Below are 18,641 nucleotides of genomic sequence, written 5' to 3'. Positions count from 1 at the left end.
GCCCGAAGGGCCGCGCCGCGCGGGGGTTGACCCCCTGCGGCGAGCGGACGGCGGCGGTCCCCGACGGGTGCCCTCGCGGGTGGATGGGAGACAGCCCCCGCCGCGGGCGCAGCGACCCGCGGACGGCGGCGGCGGGTTGCCGCCCGGGGCATGCCGCCGCCCGAAGGGCCGCGCCGCGCGGGGGTTGACCCCCTGCGGCGAGCGGACGGCGGCGGTCCCCGACGGGTGCCCTCGCGGGTGGATGGGAGACAGCCCCCGCCGCGGGCGCCGCGGACCCGCGGACGGCGGCGGGTACCGCCGCCCGGCCCGCAACCCGCCGGAGGCGCTAGTTCTGGGCGGCCTCGGCCGCCGCCGTGGCGGCGGGTTCCGTCGCGTCGGGGAGGCGGCGACGGCGGCGGCGCTTGAGGAGGGCCCAGCGGCCGCGGGGGCCGGAGACCGTGCCGGCGGCCGCGGTGACCTCGGTGCCGGCCTCGCCCGCGGCTTCCGCGGCGGCCTGGGCCACCGGGAGGAAGCCCTCGCCGCGCCGGGCGTCGGGGCGCTCGTCCTCCTCGGGCCACAGCCCGACCGCGGAGCACAGCGTCGGCAGCATCGCCATGGCCGCGGTCGCGTAACCCTCGGCCGACGGGTGGTAGTTGTCCGGGCCGAACATCTCGCGGGGGCGGGACTCGAACTCGGGCCCGAGCAGGTCGCCCAGCGACACGGTGCGGCCGCCGAGGCCGACCACCGCGATGGTCTGCGCGGCCGCGAGCTGTCGGCTCAGCCGCCGCGCGATCCAGCGCAGCGGCTGGTAGACCGGCTCGATCGTGCCCAGGTCGGGGCAGGTCCCGACGATCACCTCGCAGCCCGCCTCGCGCAGCCGCCGCACCGCGTCGGACAGCATCCGCACCGAGACGGCCAGCGGCATCCGCCGGGTCACGTCGTTGGCTCCGATCATGATCACGCACAGACCGGGCGCGGTGCCGGGAACGGGCCCCAGCAGAAGATCGACCTGGCGGGCCAGGTCGTCGGACTGTGCGCCGGGATTGGCCACGTTGACCAGCCGCACCGGCCGTTCCGCCACCGCCGCCACCCCGGAGGCCAGCAACGCGCCGGGGGTCTGGCTCGCCCGGTGCACCCCCTGCCCCGCCGCCGTGGAGTCGCCCACGAGGGCCAGCACGATCGGCCGCTCGTCGGTGCTCAGCGCGAAGGCGGCGCCGTAGACGCCGTCCGCGCGGGGCGGGACGGCGTCGGAGCCGCCCACGGTCCTGCGGGCGAGCGCGGCCTCGGTCAGCACCAGGCCGACCGCGGCGCCGCCCAGCAGCCCGATGCCGCCACCTCCGTACGCGGCGGCCGTCGCGATCCGCCGCGCCACCCTTGCCCTGGACAACGTCCACCTCCCGCGCCGGGTGTGCGGACCCTCGTGGCCCGACCCGTACAACGATTTGTTGCCCCGTCCGATGCCCGCCGCAACCGCTGGGAGGCCCCGACTCAGGTCAGCCGCTGCTGTGCGACGAACCAGGCGAGCTGGGTGCGGTTGGCGGTTCCGGTGGACTCCATCAGGGACCGGATCCTGCGCTGCAGCGTGCGCAGGGATATCCCCAGCTGGGAGGCGATCGCCTTGTCGGGCAGCCCGGACATCAGCAGCGAGAGCAACTGCTCGTCGAGCTCGGGGGAGCCGGGGAACTCCGGGTCCTCCTCGGTCTCGCCGAGCGAGGGCATGCGCAGCGGCGTGCCGCGCAGCCAGCGGTCCTCGAAGAGCTCCAGCAGCGCGTCGACCAGCACCGAGGGGTGGAGCAGCAGCAGGCCGGCGGAGGAGACCACGGAGCGGTCGCGGCCGCCGGACAGCGGCAGCAGCGCCCGCTCGGCGTCGACGATCATCAGTTTCATCGGCACGGTCGGCGCCGCCCGGGCCAGCTCGCCCGGCTCGACGAAGCCCGGCATGTCGGCCGCGCCGGGGTACACCAGGGCCGTCGTCTCGTACAGGGAGCGGTACTCGACCCCGGCGGTCAGCCGCTCCTTCTGCACGACGTTGCCCGCCGCGGCGACGTACGGCGGCCGCACGAAGGTCAGCACCTCCTTACGGGCCTCGCGCTGCAGCTGCTCGATCATGTGCTGCTGCTCCGTCTCGCCGTGGATCACCTCGGCGATCCCACCCGGCATCACGGGCTCGGCCGGCCGGGACGGGCGCACGGCGGCGAGCGCCGTGAGCCGTTCCCGCACGGAGGCGAGGCCGGACTCCACGGCGGCCAGGCCGCTGAGCGCGGCGGCGTAGTCGGCGTTGCCCGTGCCCGCTTCGATGGTGTCCGGGTGTTTCTGGTCAGGCATGGCCCACCCCCCGGTTGTATAAGCCCGGTGTCGTAACAGCGACGTGTCGTGATCGCGCCACGGTGTGACTCTACAACCGGACCTTCCGGGGCGTACGTAACACCAATGTGAAGCATGCGACGCCCGGTGCCGGCGTGGGCGACCCCCCACCGGAAAACCGCTTACCCTGGCCTCACAATCACGGAGAACCCGGAGACAATGGTGCAGTTCCACGACTCGATGATCAGCCTCGTCGGCAACACCCCGCTGGTGAGGCTCAACAGCGTGACGGCAGGAATCCAGGCGACCGTCCTGGCCAAGGTCGAGTACTTCAACCCCGGCGGTTCGGTCAAGGACCGCATCGCGCTGCGGATGATCGAGGCCGCGGAGAAGAGCGGCGAGCTCAAGCCCGGCGGCACGATCGTGGAGCCGACCTCCGGCAACACGGGCGTCGGCCTGGCGATCGTGGCCCAGCAGAAGGGCTACCACTGCATCTTCGTCTGCCCCGACAAGGTCTCCGCGGACAAGATCAACGTCATGCGGGCCTACGGCGCCGAGGTCGTGGTCTGCCCCACCGCCGTGGACCCCGAGCACCCGGACTCGTACTACAACGTCTCCGACCGGCTGGTGCGCGAGACCCCGAACGCCTGGAAGCCCGACCAGTACAGCAACCCCAACAACCCGGCCTCGCACTACCACTCCACCGGCCCGGAGCTGTGGGAGCAGACCGAGGGGAAGATCACGCACTTCGTGGCGGGCGTCGGCACCGGCGGCACCATCTCCGGCACCGGCCGCTACCTGAAGGACGCCTCGGACGGCAGGGTGAAGGTCATCGGCGCCGACCCGGAGGGCTCCGTCTACAGCGGCGGCTCCGGCCGGCCGTACCTCGTCGAGGGCGTCGGTGAGGACTTCTGGCCCACCGCCTACGACCGCACCGTCGCGGACGAGATCGTGGCGGTCTCGGACAAGGACTCCTTCCAGATGACCCGCCGCCTGGCCAAGGAGGAGGGCCTGCTCGTCGGCGGCTCCTGCGGCATGGCGGTCGTCGCGGCGCTGCGCGTGGCCGAGCGGCTCGGCCCGGACGACGTCGTGGTCGTCCTGCTGCCGGACTCCGGCCGCGGCTATCTCTCGAAGATCTTCAACGACGAGTGGATGGCCGACTACGGCTTCCTGGAGGAGGGCACCGGCCAGGCCCGCGTCTCCGACGTGCTGGACCGCAAGGACGGCGGCATCCCGCAGCTGGTGCACATGCACCCCGAGGAGACCGTCGGCCAGGCCATCGAGGTGCTGCGCGAGTACGGCGTCTCGCAGATGCCGATCGTGAAGCCGGGCGCCGGGCACCCCGACGTCATGGCCGCCGAGGTCATCGGTTCGGTCGTGGAGCGGGAGCTGCTCGACGCGCTGTTCACCAAGCGCGCCACCCTGGACGACCCGCTGGAGCGGCACATGAGCGCGCCGCTGCCGCAGGTGGGCTCCGGCGAACCGGTCGGCGACCTGATGGCGGTGCTGGGCTCGGCCGACGCGGCGATCGTGCTGGTCGAGGGCAAGCCGACGGGTGTGGTCAGCCGCCAGGACCTGCTCGCCTTCCTCGCCGAGGAGGCCAAGTAGCGGCACCCGGGGACGTCCCCGGGAGGTCCGCCACGGGTTCGCGGAAGTGGTACACCCACGTCACGTGGCCGCAGCACGCGCTTAACACGCGTCCGGCACATTGGTGGATGTCGGCGGACGGCACACCGGTCGCCCGGCCGACACCACGGATGTGGCGCCAAGGACCTCCGGAGCGGCTCCCGGACCTCCATGGTGACCCCAGGACGTGTGGCCCGGCCCTGATCCGGCCCACGTCCCTCGCGGGGACCGCCGTCGTCCCGCCCCCCGGGTGACCGGGGGTGCGGCGGTTCCCGCGCAATCTGTGGAAGAGCGGTCCGCGTCCCCGCGCGGGCCGCTCTTCTGGTTGAGTGGCCGCCGTGATCAGCGCACAGACGTTCGCAGCCGTCGAGGAGTCCATACGCACCGTGGCCGACGAGGAGGCGCTCGCCCGCTTCGGCCGCCTCGCCGAGGGCGACGTCGACGAGAAGAAGGGCCCGCTGGACCTCGTCACGGTCGCCGACCGCCAGGTCGAGGAACGCCTCACCCGTACGCTCACCCGCCTGCTGCCGGGCTCCGCCGTCATCGGCGAGGAGGCCGTGCACGCCGACCCCGCGCTGCTCGGTGCGCTGCTGGGCGAGGCTCCGGTCTGGATCGTCGACCCGGTCGACGGCACCTCCAACTTCGTCCGCGGCGACTCCTCGTTCGTCACCCAGGTCGCCCTCGCCGCGCGCGGTGAGCTGCTCGCCTCCTGGACGTACCGGCCCGTCGACGGGGTCCTCGCCACCGCCCGGCGCGGCGAGGGCGCGCACGTGGGCGGCCGTCCGCTGCGGCTGGGCACCGGCGGCGCCCAGGACGCGGACGAGGTGCTGCTGGTGGCCGGCGCCCGGCCCGCGCACCTCACCGCCGACCAGCACCGGAGGTTGTACGAACTGGGGGCCGCGCACGGCGTCAAGCCCTGGGCGAGCGGCTCCGCCGGCTGCGACTACCTCGACGTCGCGCTCGGGCGGCTCGACGCGGCCACCTACGCCTACGACAACCCCTGGGACCACTCCGCCGGCGTCCTGCTGGTCGCCGAGGCGGGCGGAACGGTGCTGGGCGCGGACGGGCTGCCGTTCCGCATGGCCGCCGGGCCGCTGCCCTTCGCCGCGGCACGCGACGAGACCGCGGCCCGCCGCGTCGTGGCACTGCTCACCGCGTAACGCGGCGCCGGCTGCGACCGCGGAGCCGGGCACCCCGCGGGTCGGGCCATACGGCCTCGACCCGTGCGGCGCCCGCCGCGGACGCGTTCCGGCCCGGGCGGGGCCGCCCGCCGCCTCAGGGCCGTCAGTCCTCCCAGGCGTCCGGGTCCTTGCCGCGGCGCGGCGCGCTGCCCCGCTCGTTGAACAGCCATCCCAGCGAATGGGCGGCGTTGACGGCGACGATGCCGACCCAGGCGACGAGGAGCCCGGGCAGGTCGCCCTTGTCGGCCGCGATGGCGGACAGCGGGATCGCCATGATCAGGGAGAACGCCCCGAAGCCGTAGCGGGCGCCGAAACGGCCGCCCCCATGGCCGCGCGCCTCCGGGCCGACCCGGCGCCCGGCACGGGCGAACGCCGTCTGGTGCTCGGCCAGTTCGCGGCGTACCCGCCGCTCGACCTGGGAGTCGATGCGCCGGTCCATCTTCTCCAGGAAGGAGTCGATGAGGGCCGACTCGTACTCCTCCCCCAAGTCCTTGCGCGCCTGGATGGTGGCGGCGAATTCCTTCTTGAGCTCTGGGTCAAGGGCGTCCATGACGCCACCGTACGGACCGGTCGGCCCGGTGGCACTGGGGGAAACCCCCGAACGTTCCCGGGGGTCGCCCCAGTAGGGTCGTGGGGTGACCGGACACGCGCCGCGCCTGCTGACCGCCCTCCACCACGCCCCGTCCGACCGCCCCGACGCGGTCACCGTCGACGGGCGCCCGAGCTCGCGCGAGGAACTGCTCGGTGCCGCGGGCGCCTTCGCGGCGCGCGTCGCGGGTGCCCCGGCGGTCGCCGTGCACGCGGCGCCGTCCCTGGAGACGGTCGTGGCGGTCGTCGGCGGCCTCCTCGCGGGTGTCCCGGTCGTCCCGGTGCCGCCCGACGCGGGACCGGCCGAGCGCGACCACATCCTGCGCGACTCCGGGGCCGTGCAGGCGCCCCCGGTCGTGCTCACCGAGCGCCGGTCCTGGGACGGCCCCGAGCCGGACCCGGACACGACGGCCCTCGTCCTGTACACCTCGGGCACCACCGGGGCGCCCAAGGGCGTTCTGGTCCCCCGCCGCGCGGTCGCCGCCGGACTCGACGCCCTCGCCGGGGCCTGGGAGTGGACGCCGGAGGACACCCTCGTCCACGGCCTGCCGCTGTTCCACGTGCACGGTCTCGTGCTCGGCGTGCTCGGCGCGCTGCGCACCGGGAGCCGTCTGGTCCACACCGGCCGCCCCACCCCGCAGGCGTACGCGGCGGCGGGCGGCAGCCTCTACTTCGGCGTGCCGACCGTCTGGGGCCGGGTCGCGGGGGACCCGGAGTCCGCCAGGGCGCTGAGCGGCGCCCGGTTGCTGGTCTCCGGCAGCGCGCCGCTGCCGGCGCCGGTCTTCCGTGAGCTGGAGGCGCTGACCGGGCAGCGGCCGGTCGAGCGCTACGGCATGACGGAGACCCTGATCACGATCAGCACCCGGGCCGCCGGTGAGCGGCGCCCCGGCTCCGTCGGGCTGCCGCTGCCGGGGATCCGCACCCGGATCGCGGCCGAGCCGGGCGCGGAGATCGGCGAGCTCCAGCTGACCGGGCCCACCCTCTTCGACGGTTACCTGGGACGGCCGGAGGCGACCGCGGCCTCGTACACCGAGGACGGCTGGTTCCGCACCGGGGACATCGCGGCGATCGAGCCGGACGGCATGCACCGGATCGTCGGCCGGGCCTCCACCGACCTGATCAAGTCCGGTGGCTACCGGATCGGCGCGGGCGAGGTGGAGAACGCCCTGCTGGACCACCCCGCGGTGCGGGAGGCGGCCGTGGTGGGCGCCCCGCACACCGACCTCGGCCAGGAGATCGTGGCCTACGTGGTGGCGGACGGGGTGGGCGAGCGCGAGCTGATCGACTTCGTGGCCGGTCACCTGTCGGTGCACAAGCGCCCGCGCAAGGTCCGCTTCCTGACCGAACTGCCGCGCAACGCGATGGGCAAGCCGCAGAAGAAGCTGCTGCCGCCCGTGTGAGCCGGGGCGCCTTGCCCTCCTGCATAGAATCATGCAGAGTCATCGGCACATGAATGGCCGACCGGAGAGGGCGTCATGGCCACCGAGAACGCCACCGGAGCCGACGGGACCGACACCGCGTCCGCGCGCCTGATGAAGCTGTTCGAGGCGCACCGGCTCACGCCCACCCAGCGCCGCATCGCGCACTGCCTGGTGCGGCGGGCCGCCGACGCGCCCTTCCTGTCCAGCGTCGAGGTCGCCGAACTGGCCGGGGTCAGCCAGCCCTCCGTGACCCGCTTCGCCGTCGCGCTCGGCTTCGACGGCTACCCCGCGCTCCGCCGCCACCTGCGCGACGTCGCCCCCGCCGCGGCGCCCCAGGGGCAGCCGGCCGGCGACCGGTACAACGAGTACCAGGAGGCCGTGCAGGCCGAGATCGAGAACCTGAGGCACCTCGCCGCGCTGCTCGCCGACCCCGCCCCGGTCGCCCGCGCGGGCGCCCTGCTCGCCGCGTCCCGGCCGCTGCCCGTGCTGGGGCTGCGGGCCGCGGCCGCCCAGGCCCGCGGCTTCGGCTACTTCGCGGCCAAGGTGCACCCCGACGTCCGTCTCCTCGACGAGGGCGGCAGCATGCTCGCCGACCGCGTCGACGCGGCCGTGCGGGCCGGGGCGAGCGCCCTGCTGTGCTTCGCGCTGCCCCGGCATCCCCGTGAGGTGGTCGAGGCCCTGGAGTACGCCCGCTCGGCCGGGCTGACCGTCGTCACCGTCGCCGACAGCGCCTTCGCGCCGGTCGCCGCCCATTCCGACGTCCTGCTCCCGGCGGCCGTCGGCACGGGACTCGCCTTCGACACCGCGTGCGCGCCGATGCTGCTCGGGCGGGTGCTGCTGGAGGCGATGTGCGACGGGCTGCCGGACGCGCAGGCGCGGCTGGAGGAGTTCGACGCCAAGGCCGCGGCGCAGGGCCTGTTCGTGGAGTGAGCCGCCCCGCGGCCCGGGGCCGGACGTGGACGCCGGGTCAGGCGCGCACCCCGTCGTGCTCCACGACCAGATGGCGGGGACCGCGCAGCACCGGGCTTCGCCGGTACGGCGGCGGGTCCTCCGCCAGCCGGAGGCCGTCCAGGTCGCGCAGCAGCGCGGTGAGGGCGATCTGCGCCTCCAGCCGGGCGAGCGGCGCCCCGAAGCAGCTGTGCACACCGCTGCCGAAGCCCAGGTGCTGGTTGTCCGTGCGCTGCGGGTCGAAGCGGTCGGGGTCCCGGAAGCGCTGCGGATCACGGCTGCCGGAGGCGAGCACCAGGATCAGGGGCGCCCCCTTGGGCACGGTGACCCCCGCGACCTCGACGTCCACCAGCGGGGTGCGCTGGGGCAGCATCTGCACGGGCGGCTCGAACCGCAGCAGTTCCTCCACCGCCTGCGGCATCAGGGCCGGTTCGCGGCGCAGCAGGTCCAGCTGGTCGGGCCGGCGCAGCAGGGTGAGCATGCCGTTGGTGATCAGGTTGACGGTGGTCTCGTGCCCGGCGACGAGCAGCAGCACCGAGGTCACCATCAGCTCGATCTGCGTCAGCCCGCCGGCCGGGTCCTGGTCGTTGACGAACGCCGCCAGCAGGTCGTCGGAGGGCTTGCCGCGCCGCTGCTCGGCCAGCCCGCCCAGGTAGACCCCCATCGCCCTGCGGGCCTCGGTGGCGGCCTGCGTGCGCTGCGTCGGGTCCTCGTCGGGGTTGAGGTCGAGTCCGCCGACGATCGCGTCCGACCAGCCGCGGAACATCGGCTCGTCCTCCCGGGGCACGCCCAGCAGCCGGCAGATCACGGTGACCGGGAGCGGGTAGGCGAAGTCGTCGACGACGTCGATGCGCTGCTTGTCCCGGAGCCCGGCGACGAGGCCGTCGGCGATCCGGACGATCTCGCCGTGCATGGCGTCGACCCGGCCGGGGGTGTGCGGCGGGCCGAAGGGCCGCATGGCGGTGCGGCGGAGCCGGTCGTGCTCGGGATCGTCCACGCCGATGAAGGACGGCGCCAGTTCCCCGGCCAGCCGGGCCTCCTGCGGGTCGCTGCGGTGGCGCCGGTCGGAGCTGATGCGCGGGTCGTGGAGCAGGGCCTTGATCTCGTGGTACGTGCCGACGAGGTAGCTGCCGTCGTCCTGCGGCGCCACCTTGCTCTCGCGGAGTTCGGCGTAGAGCGGGTAGGGATCGGGCCGGCTGGCGTAGTCGGTGATCCTTCGGAACAGCGTGTCCGCAGCCATGCGCGGGGGCTCCTCGTCGTCGTGGGCCGCGGCGTCCTGCCACGGCCCGTCCGCGGCGCTGGCGGCGGCGGCCTCAGCCGCCGTGCCGCACCAGGGTCAGGCGCCGGTCCGGCAGATGACCGGTGAGGGCGACCGTCGGGCCGTGCGAGAGCACCGCGGGATCGGGCACGTCGGACGGCAGGGGGATCATCGGGGCGGTCCGGTCGGCGGCCCCGGGCTCGGGCGGGAACGGCGCGGCCGTCTCGATCAGGTTCTGGTAGTAGTCCAGCCACTTGGCCCGGTTCACCGACACCGCCGCCGTGATGCGGCCCTTGTAGCCGTAGACGACGACCAGCCGGGCCTCGCGCAGCGAGCCCTGGGCGACGACGACCTGGTCGGAGTAGGTCGGCACGCCCACCGACTTGATGTTGTGGCCGAACTGGCTGGACCAGAAGGTCGGCACGGCCAGGTGCGGCCGCCGGAACGGGCCCGCGCTGACCATGTTGTGCGCCGCCACCTCGGCCTGCGCGACCGCGTTGCCCCAGTGCTCCAGGGCGAGCAGCTGGTAGCCGAACAGGGGGTGCGGGAAACGGGCCACGTCGCCGGCGACGAACACGTCGTCGGTGACGATGCCGTACATGTTGAAGGCACGGCAGCCGGCGTCGCAGGTCACGCCGCGCGGGCCGGCGGCCAGGCCGGACTCGGCCAGCCACTCGGTGTTGCGGACCGCGCCGAGGGCGACCACCGCCACGTCCGCCTCGACGGTGCTCCCGTCGGAGAGCCGGGCGCCGGTCAGCCGGCCGTTTCCCTCCAGGGAGGTGACCTGCACCCCGCAGCGGAGGTCCACCCCGTGCCTGCGGTGCATCTCGGCGGCGACCGCGGCGAGCGTCCCGCCGAGCGCGCCCACCAGGGGCGCGGGGCCGCGCTCCACCACGGTCACGGGGATGTCCCGCTCCCGGCAGGCGGAGGCGATCTCCGAGCCCGTGAAACCGGCACCGATCACCAGCACACGCCGGGGCCCGGCGTCCAGCCGTTCGGCGAGCCCGGCCGCGTCGTCGCTGGTCCGCAGCGCGAACACACCGTCCAGGGCGGCCTCGGCCGGGTTCGGCCAGGGCCGGGCGCGGGTGCCGGTGGCGATCAGCAGCCGGTCGAAGGGCAGTTCCTCGCCGTTCGCGAGGAAGACGCGCCGGCCGATCCCGTCGACCCCCGTGGCGGCGACGCCCAGCTTCCACTGCGCGTCCACCTCCCGGCGCGCCGGGAGCCCGGTCGCCGTCGCGGGCACGCGCCCGAGCAGCACCTGCTTGGACAGCGGCGGCCGGTCGTACGGCGGGTGCGGCTCGTCGCCCACCAGCGTCAGCGACCCCGCGAAACCCTCGTCGCGCAGCGTCTCGGCGGCCCGCAGGCCGGCCAGGGACGCGCCGACGATGACGATGCGCCCGTCGCGCAGTTCACCGGACATCGGCACCCGCCGCCCCGCCCACCAGGATGGCCTGCACCGGGCACGCCACCGCGGCCCGGTGGACGCGCTCTTGCTGGTCCTCCGGGACGGCCGGGACGTACAGCAGGGCCTCCTCGCCGTGCAGTTCGAAGACCTCGGGAGCGAGGAACGCGCACTGCGCGTAGGCCTGGCAGCGATTGAGGTCGACCACGATGTTCATACGCACCACTCCAGCCCCGAAGGCCCCCGCTCTCAGTGGTAGCACTGCCTCCGCGGCCCCGCATGCGGTGCCGTTCTCACGGAATTTTGATGTTCCGTGAGTAACCTCCCTCCCCAGCACTGACGGAACGAGCCGTGGAGGAAGGGAGACAGCGGTGGTGCGCGGAGCGTATGCGCTGGCGCGGGTGGCGGTCCTGGTACGGGTGCCGGCGCGGTGGCTGTGGTGGCTGGGGGTCGTGGCGGCGGGTGCCGGGGTCTTCGTGCCCGGACTGACCGGACGCCGCATCGGGGTGCTGGGTGGCGCCGCACTCTTCGTGGTCGCCGCGGTGGTGGCCTTCCTGGTGCGCCGGCGGCGGTACACGGCCCTCGCGGAGGCGGCCGAGCGCGCGCCCCGGGGCGTCTTCCTGCAGGACCGCCGGGTCACGGCGCGCGCCTGGACCCGGGCCCGGCGGTGGTGGCTGCTCGCGGCGTTCGTGGTGGCCCTCGCGTCCGGCGCGGCCGCGCCCGCCGCGGCGGGGATGCTGCTCGCGGGCGCCGGAGCGGGGCTGTGGGCCAAGGCGGTGCGCCTGGGGCGCTGGGAGCGGGCGCACGAGACGCTGCTGTGGGTCAGGCCCGAGTACGTGGGACGCGGCCCCGCCGCGGCGGCCGTCCCCGGTTACGAGGCCACCGGCCCGGTGGCCGGCGACGCGGGCCCCGGCGGGTCGTCCCGCCGTCGCGCCGCGGCGGCCCGCTGAGCCGTCCGGGTGAACGAGCCGCGGCCGCGCGGCCGCGGCTCAGCCGCCGCTCTCCCGTACGAGGTCCTCGATCGTCTGGGCACGGCGCAGGGTGCGGAAGTCCGGACCGGGCCCGCAGTAGCCGTGGACGGCGGGGCGGGGCAGCGAGTTGTACGCGAAGTGCGTCGAGAAGTAGTACGCCCCCGTGTCGGGCAGCGCCACGAGGTCGCCCTCCGCGAGCAGCGGCAGCTCGCGCGCCGTCGCGACGAGGTCGCCCGCGAAGCAGCACGGCCCGGCGACGTCCTGGACGACCGGGGTGCCGTCCTTGGGGCGTCCTTCCGGGTCGAGCGCCAGGACCCGCAGCGGCCAGGCGCCGGGCGCGAAGACGGTGCGCGTGGCGACCTGGGCGCCGGCGTGCGTCACGGCGATCGCGCGGCCCCCGGCCGTCTTGGCGTACTCCACGCGCGCCAGGATCGTGCCCTGCTTGGCCACCAGTGACCGCCCGAACTCGGTGACCAGCGCGTACCGCCCGTCGAAGAGTCCGGGCACGGCCGCGCGGAGCACGTCGGCGTAGGCGCGGAAGCCCGGCCGGACCTCGTCGGAGGCGAAGTTGACCGGCAGGCCGCCGCCGATGTCCAGCGTGGTGACCTGCCGGCGCCCGGCCGCCGCGTTGATCCGCTCGGCGAGCTCGTACGCCGCGCGGACGCCGGCCGCCATCAGCTCCAGGGGCACGCCCTGCGAACCGGTGTGGGTGTGCAGCCGGGTGAGCCAGGGACGGTCGAGGTAGGCGCGGACCACCCAGTGCGCCGCGCCCTCGTCGCGCAGGGCGACGCCGAACTTCGACGTGGCGGTGGCCGTGCTCATCGCGCCGATGCTGCCCGCGCCGACCTGGGGATTGACCCGCAGGCCCAGGGGGGCGGCGGTGGTGCCGGGCGGCACGAGCCGGTCCAGGCGCGCCAGCTCCTGCGGGTTGTCGGCGTTGAGGGCGATGCCGAGGGCCAGCGCCTCCCGCAGTTCGTCCGGGGTCTTGGCGGGGGAGTCCAGCACGATCCTCGCGGCGGGTACGCCCGCGGCCCTGGCCAGGGCGAGCTCGCCGGGGCTGGCGACCTCCGCGCCGATGCCCTCCTCGCAGAGCAGCCGCAGCACCGGCACCAGGGACGCGGCCTTGACCGCGAAGGTGTGCGTGACCTCCACCCCGGGCGTCGCGAAGGCCGCCCGCAGATCGGCGGCGGCCGCCCGGACGCCGTCCAGGTCCAGCAGGCCCACCACCGGCCTGTCGGTGCCGACCAGTCCCTGCCCGACCGCCGCGCGAAGTGCCCGTTCCCGTCGTACCGCGGGTTCCTCCGTCATACCGCCATCGTGTCAGGCCGAGGCCGTCGGGGCGGGTCCGTGACGGACGGGCCCACGGTGGGTACGACCTGCCCGTGGGGGACGTGACCCGGAGACGTCCCCGCGGGACGCGCCGGAGGCACGTCGGCCCGGTTGACTAGTGCTATTCAGGAGGCAAGGATGTGAATGACTCAATCCAGTCGCGAGGAGGCAGGGGCATGACCGGAACCGGCGCCGGACCGAGGACCGTACGCGCACCGCGCGGCAGCGCGCTCACCGCGCAGGGCTGGCAGCAGGAAGCCGCACTGCGCATGCTGCAGAACAACCTCGACCCCGAGGTCGCCGAGCACCCCGACAAGCTCGTGGTCTACGGCGGCACCGGCAAGGCCGCCCGTGACTGGCGGTCCTTCGACGCGATGGTGCGCACCCTCCAGGGCCTCAAGCAGGACGAGACGATGCTCGTCCAGTCCGGCCGCCCGGTCGGCGTGATGCAGACCCACGAGTGGGCGCCGCGCGTGCTCATCGCCAACTCCAACCTCGTCGGCGACTGGGCTACCTGGGAGGAGTTCCGCCGCCTGGAGGCGCTGGGCCTGACCATGTACGGCCAGATGACGGCCGGTTCGTGGATCTACATCGGCACCCAGGGCATCCTGCAGGGCACGTACGAGACCTTCGCCGCCGTCGCGGAGAAGAAGTTCCGCGGCAGCCTGGCCGGCACCATCACCCTCACCGCCGGTCTCGGCGGCATGGGCGGCGCCCAGCCGCTCGCCGTCACCATGAACGGCGGCGTCGCCATCTGCATCGACTGCGACCCGCGCGCCATCGAGCGCCGCATCGAGCACCGTTACCTGGACGTGCGCGCCGACTCCCTGGAGCACGCGCTCGCCCTCGCCACCGAGGCCCGCGACCAGCGCAAGCCGCTGAGCATCGGCGTCCTGGGCAACGCGGCCGAGCTGGTGCCGCAGCTGCTCGCCATGGACGCGCCCATCGACGTCGTCACCGACCAGACCTCCGCCCACGACCCGCTGGCGTACCTGCCGATCGGCGTCGACTTCGAGGACATGACCTCGTACGCGGCCGAGAAGCCCGCCGAGTTCACCCAGCGCGCCCGCGAGGCGATGGCCAAGCACGTCGAGGCCATGGTCGGCTTCATGGACGCGGGCGCCGAGGTCTTCGACTACGGCAACTCCATCCGCGGCGAGGCCCAGCTCGCGGGCTACGACCGGGCGTTCGCCTTCCCCGGCTTCGTCCCGGCCTACATCCGCCCGCTGTTCTGCGAGGGCAAGGGCCCCTTCCGCTGGGCGGCGCTGTCCGGCGACCCGGCCGACATCGCCAAGACCGACAAGGCGATCCTGGAGCTCTTCCCGGAGAACGAGTCGCTGGCCCGCTGGATCAAGATGGCCGGTGAGCGGGTCCACTTCCAGGGCCTGCCCGCGCGCATCTGCTGGCTCGGCTACGGCGAGCGCGACAAGGCCGGCGAGCGCTTCAACGAGATGGTCGCCGACGGCACCCTGGCGGCCCCCGTCGTCATCGGCCGCGACCACCTCGACGCGGGCTCCGTCGCCTCCCCGTACCGCGAGACCGAGGCCATGCTCGACGGCTCCGACGCGATCGCCGACTGGCCGCTGCTCAACGCCATGGTCAACGTCGCCTCCGGCGCCTCCTGGGTCTCCATCCACCACGGCGGCGGCGTCGGCATCGGCCGCTCCATCCACGCCGGCCAGGTCACCGTCGCCGACGGCACCAAGCTGGCGGGCGAGAAGATCCGCCGCGTGCTCACCAACGACCCGGGCATGGGCGTCATCCGGCACGTCGACGCCGGGTACGACCGCGCCGACGAGGTCGCCGCCGAGCGCGGTGTGCGCGTGCCCATGCGCGAGGGCGGCGAGGGCGTCGAAGGCGGGGAGGCGTGACCTCCTCGTTCCACGAGATGTGGAGGGAGTTGCGGCCCATCGGCCGCGACTCCGGCTCCGGCGGCTACCGCCGCTACGCCTGGACCGGCGCGGACGCCGACTGCCGCGCCTGGTTCACGGCGCAGGCCGAGGGCCGGGGCCTGACGTACGAGCTGGACCGCAACGGCAACCAGTGGGCCTGGCTGGGTGATCCCACCGCCGGCGACGCCGTGGTGACCGGTTCGCACCTGGACTCGGTGCCGGACGGCGGCGCCTTCGACGGCCCGCTGGGCGTCGTGTCCTCCTTCGCGGCGCTGGACGAGCTGCGGGCCCGCGGCGCCGCGCCCGCCAAGCCGCTGGCGATCGTCAACTTCGGCGACGAGGAGGGCGCCCGCTTCGGGCTGGCCTGCGTCGGCTCCCGGCTGACCGCGGGACAGCTGACCGCCGAGAAGGCCCACGCGCTGCGCGACGGCGACGGCGTCACCCTGGCACAGGCGATGGAGCGGGCCGGGCACGACCCCGAGGCGATCGGCCCGGACCCCGGACGCCTCGCCCGTATCGGCGCGTTCGTCGAGCTCCACGTCGAGCAGGGCCGCTTCCTGGCCGACACCCCGCACGCGGTCGGCGTCGCCTCCGCCATCTGGCCGCACGGCCGCTGGCGGTTCGACTTCCACGGCGAGGCCAACCACGCGGGCACCACCCGCCTGGAGGACCGCCGCGACCCGATGCTGACGTACGCCAACACGGTGCTCGCCGCCCGCAAGAAGGCCCGGCTCGCCGGCGCGCTGGCCACCTTCGGCAAGGTCGGCGTCGAGCCCAACGGTGTCAACGCCATCGCCTCCCTCGTGCGCGGCTGGCTGGACTCGCGCGCCGCCGACGAGGCCACCCTGGCCGAGGTCGTCGGCGAGATCGAGCGCGCGGCGGTCGAGCGGGGCGAGCGCGACGGCGTCCGGGTGGAGGTCACCCGGGAGTCCTTCACCCCGGTCGTGGAGTTCGCGCACGGCCTGCGCGACGAGCTCGTCAAGCTGCTGGGGGAAGTGCCCGTGCTGCCGACCGGGGCGGGACACGACGCCGGCATCCTCTCCGAGGCCGTCCCGACCGCCATGCTGTTCGTACGGAACCCCACCGGGGTCTCGCACTCCCCGGCCGAGACGGCCACCGAGGACGACTGCCTGGCCGGGGTGACCGCACTCGCCGATGTACTGGAGGGCCTGGCGTGTCGCTGACGCCGCAGAGCTACTGGGCCGAGTACGCGTGGACCGGCGGCCGCGTCGAACGGGGTGTGGTCGTCGACACCACCGCCGACGGCCGGATCGCCGCCCTGCGCACCGGGGCCGCCGCGCCGCCCGTCGGCGCCGTGACGCTGCGCGGGCTCACCCTGCCGGGGCTGGCCAACGCCCACAGCCATGCCTTCCACCGGGCCCTGCGCGGCACGGTGCAGCAGGGCAGCGGCACCTTCTGGACCTGGCGCGAGGTCATGTACCGGGTCGCGGCCGCGCTGACCCCCGACACCTACTTCGACCTCGCCCGCGCCGTGTACGCGGAGATGGCCCTGGCGGGCATCACCTGCGTCGGCGAGTTCCACTACGTGCACCACCGGCCCGGCGGCGGCCCCTACGAGGAGCCCAACGCCATGGGCGAGGCGCTGATCGCCGCCGCGGACGAGGCGGGCATCCGCATCACCCTCCTCGACACCGTCTACCTCTCCTCCGGCTTCGGCGCCGCCCCCGAACCGCACCAGCTGCGCTTCGTCGACGGCGACGCCGAGGGCTGGGCCGAGCGCGCGTCCGCCCTCGCCGACCGGCCCCACGCGCGGATCGGCGCGGCCGTGCACTCGGTGCGCGCGGTCCCGGCCGGCCAACTGGCCACCGTCGTCCGATGGGCTGAGGACCGGCAGGCGCCGCTCCACGTCCACCTGTCCGAACAGCCCGCCGAGAACGAGGCCTGCCTCGCGGCGCACGGCGTCACTCCCACCCGGCTCCTCGCCGACCACGGTGTGCTCGGTCCGCGCACCTCGGCCGTGCACGCCACCCACCTCACCGACGAGGACATCGCGCTGCTCGGCGGCTCCGGCACCACGATCTGCATGTGCCCCACCACCGAACGGGACCTCGCCGACGGGATCGGCCCGGCCAGGCGGCTGCAGGAGGCGGGCAGCCCGCTCAGCCTCGGCAGCGACAGCCACGCCGTGATCGACCTGTTCGAGGAGGCGCGGGCCATGGAGCTGGACGAACGGCTGCGCACCCGCACCCGCGGCCACTGGACCGCCGCCGAACTGCTGCGCGCCGCCACCGCGGACGGTCACGCCGGCCTGGGCTGGGCCGACGCCGGGCGACTGGAGGCGGGGGCGCTCGCCGACTTCACCACGATCGCGCTGGACAGCGCGCGCACTGCGGGCCCCCCGGCCCGGCTCGGCGCCGAGACCGCCGTCTTCGCGGCCACCGGCGCCGACGTCCGCCACACGGTGGTCGGCGGCCGCCACGTCGTCCGCGACGGCGCGCACCAGCTCGTCCACGACGTGGGCGCGGCCCTGGCCGCCGCGATCTCCGCCGTATCCGCCGCCGAAGGAAGCCCGTCATGAGCAGCAGCGTCATCACCAACATCGGCAGCCTGGTCACCAACGACCCGGCGCTCGGCGAGGGCCCGCTGGGGTTGCTGGAGGACGCGGCGCTCGTCATCGACGGCGAGCACGTGGCCTGGGTCGGCCCCTCCGCGGCGGCGCCCGCGGCGGACGAGTCGTACGACGCAGCCGGCCGGGCCGTCATCCCCGGCTTCGTCGACTCCCACTCGCACCTGGTCTTCGCCGGAGACCGCACCCGCGAGTTCAACGCCCGCATGTCGGGCCAGGCGTACACCGCGGGCGGCATCCGCACCACCGTCGCCGCCACCCGGGCCGCGAGCGACGAGGAGCTGCACGCCAACGTCGCCCGCTACGTCGCCGAGGCGCTGCGCCAGGGCACCACGACCATCGAGACCAAGTCCGGCTACGGCCTCACCCCGCACGACGAGGCCCGCGCCCTGCGCATCGCCGGCGACCACGCCGACGAGGTCACCTTCCTCGGCGCGCACATCGTCGCCCCCGAGTACGCCGACGACCCGGCCGGCTACGTCGACCTGGTCACCGGCCCCATGCTCGACGCCTGCGCCCCGTACGCCCGTTGGGTCGACGTCTTCTGCGAGCGCGGCGCCTTCGACGGCGACCAGGCCCGCGCCGTCCTCACCGCCGGTGCCGCCCGCGGTCTGGTCCCGCGGGTGCACGCCAACCAGCTCGGCCACGGGCCGGGCGTGCAGCTCGCCGTGGAGCTGGACGCGGCCTCCGCCGACCACTGCACCCACCTCACCGACGCCGACGTCGACGCGCTCGCGGGCAGCCGCACGGTCGCGACGCTGCTGCCCGGCGCCGAGTTCTCCACCCGCGCCGTCTACCCCGACGCGCGGCGGCTGATCGACGCGGGCGCCACCGTCGCGCTGTCCACGGACTGCAACCCCGGCTCCTCCTTCACCAGTTCCATGCCCTTCTGCGTGGCCGTCGCCGTACGGGACATGCGGATGACCCCCGACGAGGCGGTACGGGCCGCGACCCTGGGCGGGGCGCTGGCGCTGCGCCGGGACGACGTCGGGCGGCTCGCGCCCGGCGCGCGGGCCGACGCGGTGGTCCTGGACGCCCCCTCGCACGTCCACCTCGCCTACCGGCCCGGTGTGCCGCTGGTGTCCGCCGTGTGGCGGCGCGGGGTGCGCGCATCGATCTGACCCGCGCCCGCTGCGGGCGGACGCGGCCGCACCG

At 74.8% G+C, this 18,641-nt stretch carries 16 protein-coding genes; 9 read left to right on the top strand and 7 right to left on the bottom strand.

The window, feature by feature from the left end:
* Positions 1 to 325 precede the first annotated feature (325 nt).
* The gene (locus tag PV350_RS06505) at positions 326 to 1,351 is read right to left on the bottom strand and encodes an SGNH/GDSL hydrolase family protein (RefSeq protein WP_499516855.1); all 1,026 of its coding nucleotides are present in this window, start codon (positions 1,349 to 1,351) and stop codon (positions 326 to 328) included.
* A 116-nt stretch (positions 1,352 to 1,467) separates the two neighbouring features.
* Positions 1,468 to 2,304, bottom strand: a complete 837-nt coding sequence (locus PV350_RS06500) for a helix-turn-helix transcriptional regulator (protein ID WP_499512206.1) — start codon at positions 2,302 to 2,304, stop codon at positions 1,468 to 1,470.
* Between the two features lie 201 nt (positions 2,305 to 2,505).
* On the opposite strand from PV350_RS06500, the gene PV350_RS06495 reads away from it, so the two are divergent.
* Both PV350_RS06495 and PV350_RS06490 read left to right on the top strand, forming a co-directional pair.
* Positions 2,506 to 3,891: a cystathionine beta-synthase gene (locus PV350_RS06495; RefSeq protein WP_500328702.1), complete on the top strand. Its 1,386-nt coding sequence runs from the start codon at positions 2,506 to 2,508 to the stop codon at positions 3,889 to 3,891.
* 356 nt (positions 3,892 to 4,247) lie between these two features.
* A complete protein-coding gene (locus PV350_RS06490; RefSeq protein ID WP_500333105.1) occupies positions 4,248 to 5,069 on the top strand; it encodes an inositol monophosphatase family protein in 822 nt (273 codons plus the stop codon).
* Between the two features lie 124 nt (positions 5,070 to 5,193).
* Here PV350_RS06490 and PV350_RS06485 read toward each other — a convergent pair whose 3' ends face one another.
* Complete coding sequence (locus PV350_RS06485) at positions 5,194 to 5,640, bottom strand: hypothetical protein (RefSeq protein ID WP_499512204.1); 447 nt, start codon at positions 5,638 to 5,640, stop codon at positions 5,194 to 5,196.
* A gap of 85 nt (positions 5,641 to 5,725) precedes the next feature.
* Between PV350_RS06485 and PV350_RS06480 the strand changes: the two genes are divergently transcribed.
* Together PV350_RS06480 and PV350_RS06475 are read left to right on the top strand one after the other, a co-directional pair.
* Positions 5,726 to 7,078: an acyl-CoA synthetase gene (locus tag PV350_RS06480; protein WP_500333104.1), complete on the top strand. Its 1,353-nt coding sequence runs from the start codon at positions 5,726 to 5,728 to the stop codon at positions 7,076 to 7,078.
* A gap of 75 nt (positions 7,079 to 7,153) precedes the next feature.
* The gene (locus tag PV350_RS06475) at positions 7,154 to 8,029 is read left to right on the top strand and encodes a MurR/RpiR family transcriptional regulator (protein ID WP_499512202.1); all 876 of its coding nucleotides are present in this window, start codon (positions 7,154 to 7,156) and stop codon (positions 8,027 to 8,029) included.
* Positions 8,030 to 8,066: 37 nt separating this feature from the next.
* Here the strand turns inward: PV350_RS06475 and PV350_RS06470 are convergent, their stop codons facing one another.
* From PV350_RS06470 to PV350_RS06460, 3 genes are all read right to left on the bottom strand, one after another.
* Complete coding sequence (locus PV350_RS06470) at positions 8,067 to 9,287, bottom strand: cytochrome P450 (RefSeq protein ID WP_500333103.1); 1,221 nt, start codon at positions 9,285 to 9,287, stop codon at positions 8,067 to 8,069.
* Between the two features lie 73 nt (positions 9,288 to 9,360).
* Positions 9,361 to 10,725 carry an NAD(P)/FAD-dependent oxidoreductase gene (locus PV350_RS06465; RefSeq protein ID WP_500333102.1) on the bottom strand — a complete coding sequence of 455 codons (1,365 nt, stop codon included), beginning with the start codon at positions 10,723 to 10,725 and terminating at the stop codon, positions 9,361 to 9,363.
* Entirely contained in the window at positions 10,715 to 10,924 is a 210-nt protein-coding gene (locus tag PV350_RS06460; protein ID WP_089222253.1) for a ferredoxin, read from the bottom strand. Before PV350_RS06460 ends, PV350_RS06465 begins: the two co-directional genes overlap by 11 nt.
* 154 nt (positions 10,925 to 11,078) lie before the next feature.
* Between PV350_RS06460 and PV350_RS06455 the strand changes: the two genes are divergently transcribed.
* The gene (locus tag PV350_RS06455; protein ID WP_499512199.1) at positions 11,079 to 11,657 is read left to right on the top strand and encodes a hypothetical protein; all 579 of its coding nucleotides are present in this window, start codon (positions 11,079 to 11,081) and stop codon (positions 11,655 to 11,657) included.
* Between the two features lie 39 nt (positions 11,658 to 11,696).
* Here the strand turns inward: PV350_RS06455 and PV350_RS06450 are convergent, their stop codons facing one another.
* Positions 11,697 to 12,986: a type III PLP-dependent enzyme domain-containing protein gene (locus tag PV350_RS06450; RefSeq protein WP_500333101.1), complete on the bottom strand. Its 1,290-nt coding sequence runs from the start codon at positions 12,984 to 12,986 to the stop codon at positions 11,697 to 11,699.
* A 197-nt stretch (positions 12,987 to 13,183) separates the two neighbouring features.
* On the opposite strand from PV350_RS06450, the gene hutU reads away from it, so the two are divergent.
* The 4 genes from hutU to hutI are packed head-to-tail and all read left to right on the top strand — an operon-like array spanning position 13,184 to position 18,607.
* On the top strand, positions 13,184 to 14,878 hold the full coding sequence (gene hutU / locus PV350_RS06445) for a urocanate hydratase (RefSeq protein ID WP_500333100.1): 1,695 nt from the start codon (positions 13,184 to 13,186) through the stop codon (positions 14,876 to 14,878).
* Positions 14,875 to 16,083, top strand: coding sequence for an allantoate amidohydrolase (locus PV350_RS06440; protein ID WP_499512196.1), 1,209 nt, complete (start codon positions 14,875 to 14,877; stop codon positions 16,081 to 16,083). Before hutU ends, PV350_RS06440 begins: the two co-directional genes overlap by 4 nt.
* Positions 16,080 to 17,438 carry a formimidoylglutamate deiminase gene (locus tag PV350_RS06435; protein ID WP_500333119.1) on the top strand — a complete coding sequence of 453 codons (1,359 nt, stop codon included), beginning with the start codon at positions 16,080 to 16,082 and terminating at the stop codon, positions 17,436 to 17,438. Before PV350_RS06440 ends, PV350_RS06435 begins: the two co-directional genes overlap by 4 nt.
* Positions 17,435 to 18,607: an imidazolonepropionase gene (hutI, locus tag PV350_RS06430; RefSeq protein WP_500333099.1), complete on the top strand. Its 1,173-nt coding sequence runs from the start codon at positions 17,435 to 17,437 to the stop codon at positions 18,605 to 18,607. Before PV350_RS06435 ends, hutI begins: the two co-directional genes overlap by 4 nt.
* Positions 18,608 to 18,641: the final 34 nt, after the last annotated feature.

The organism is Streptomyces sp. PA03-6a (assembly GCF_033792765.1).
Lineage (GTDB): Bacteria > Actinomycetota > Actinomycetes > Streptomycetales > Streptomycetaceae > Actinacidiphila.
The sequence above is the reverse complement of the archived record's forward strand: the minus strand, read 5'-3'. Positions and strand labels throughout refer to the sequence as shown.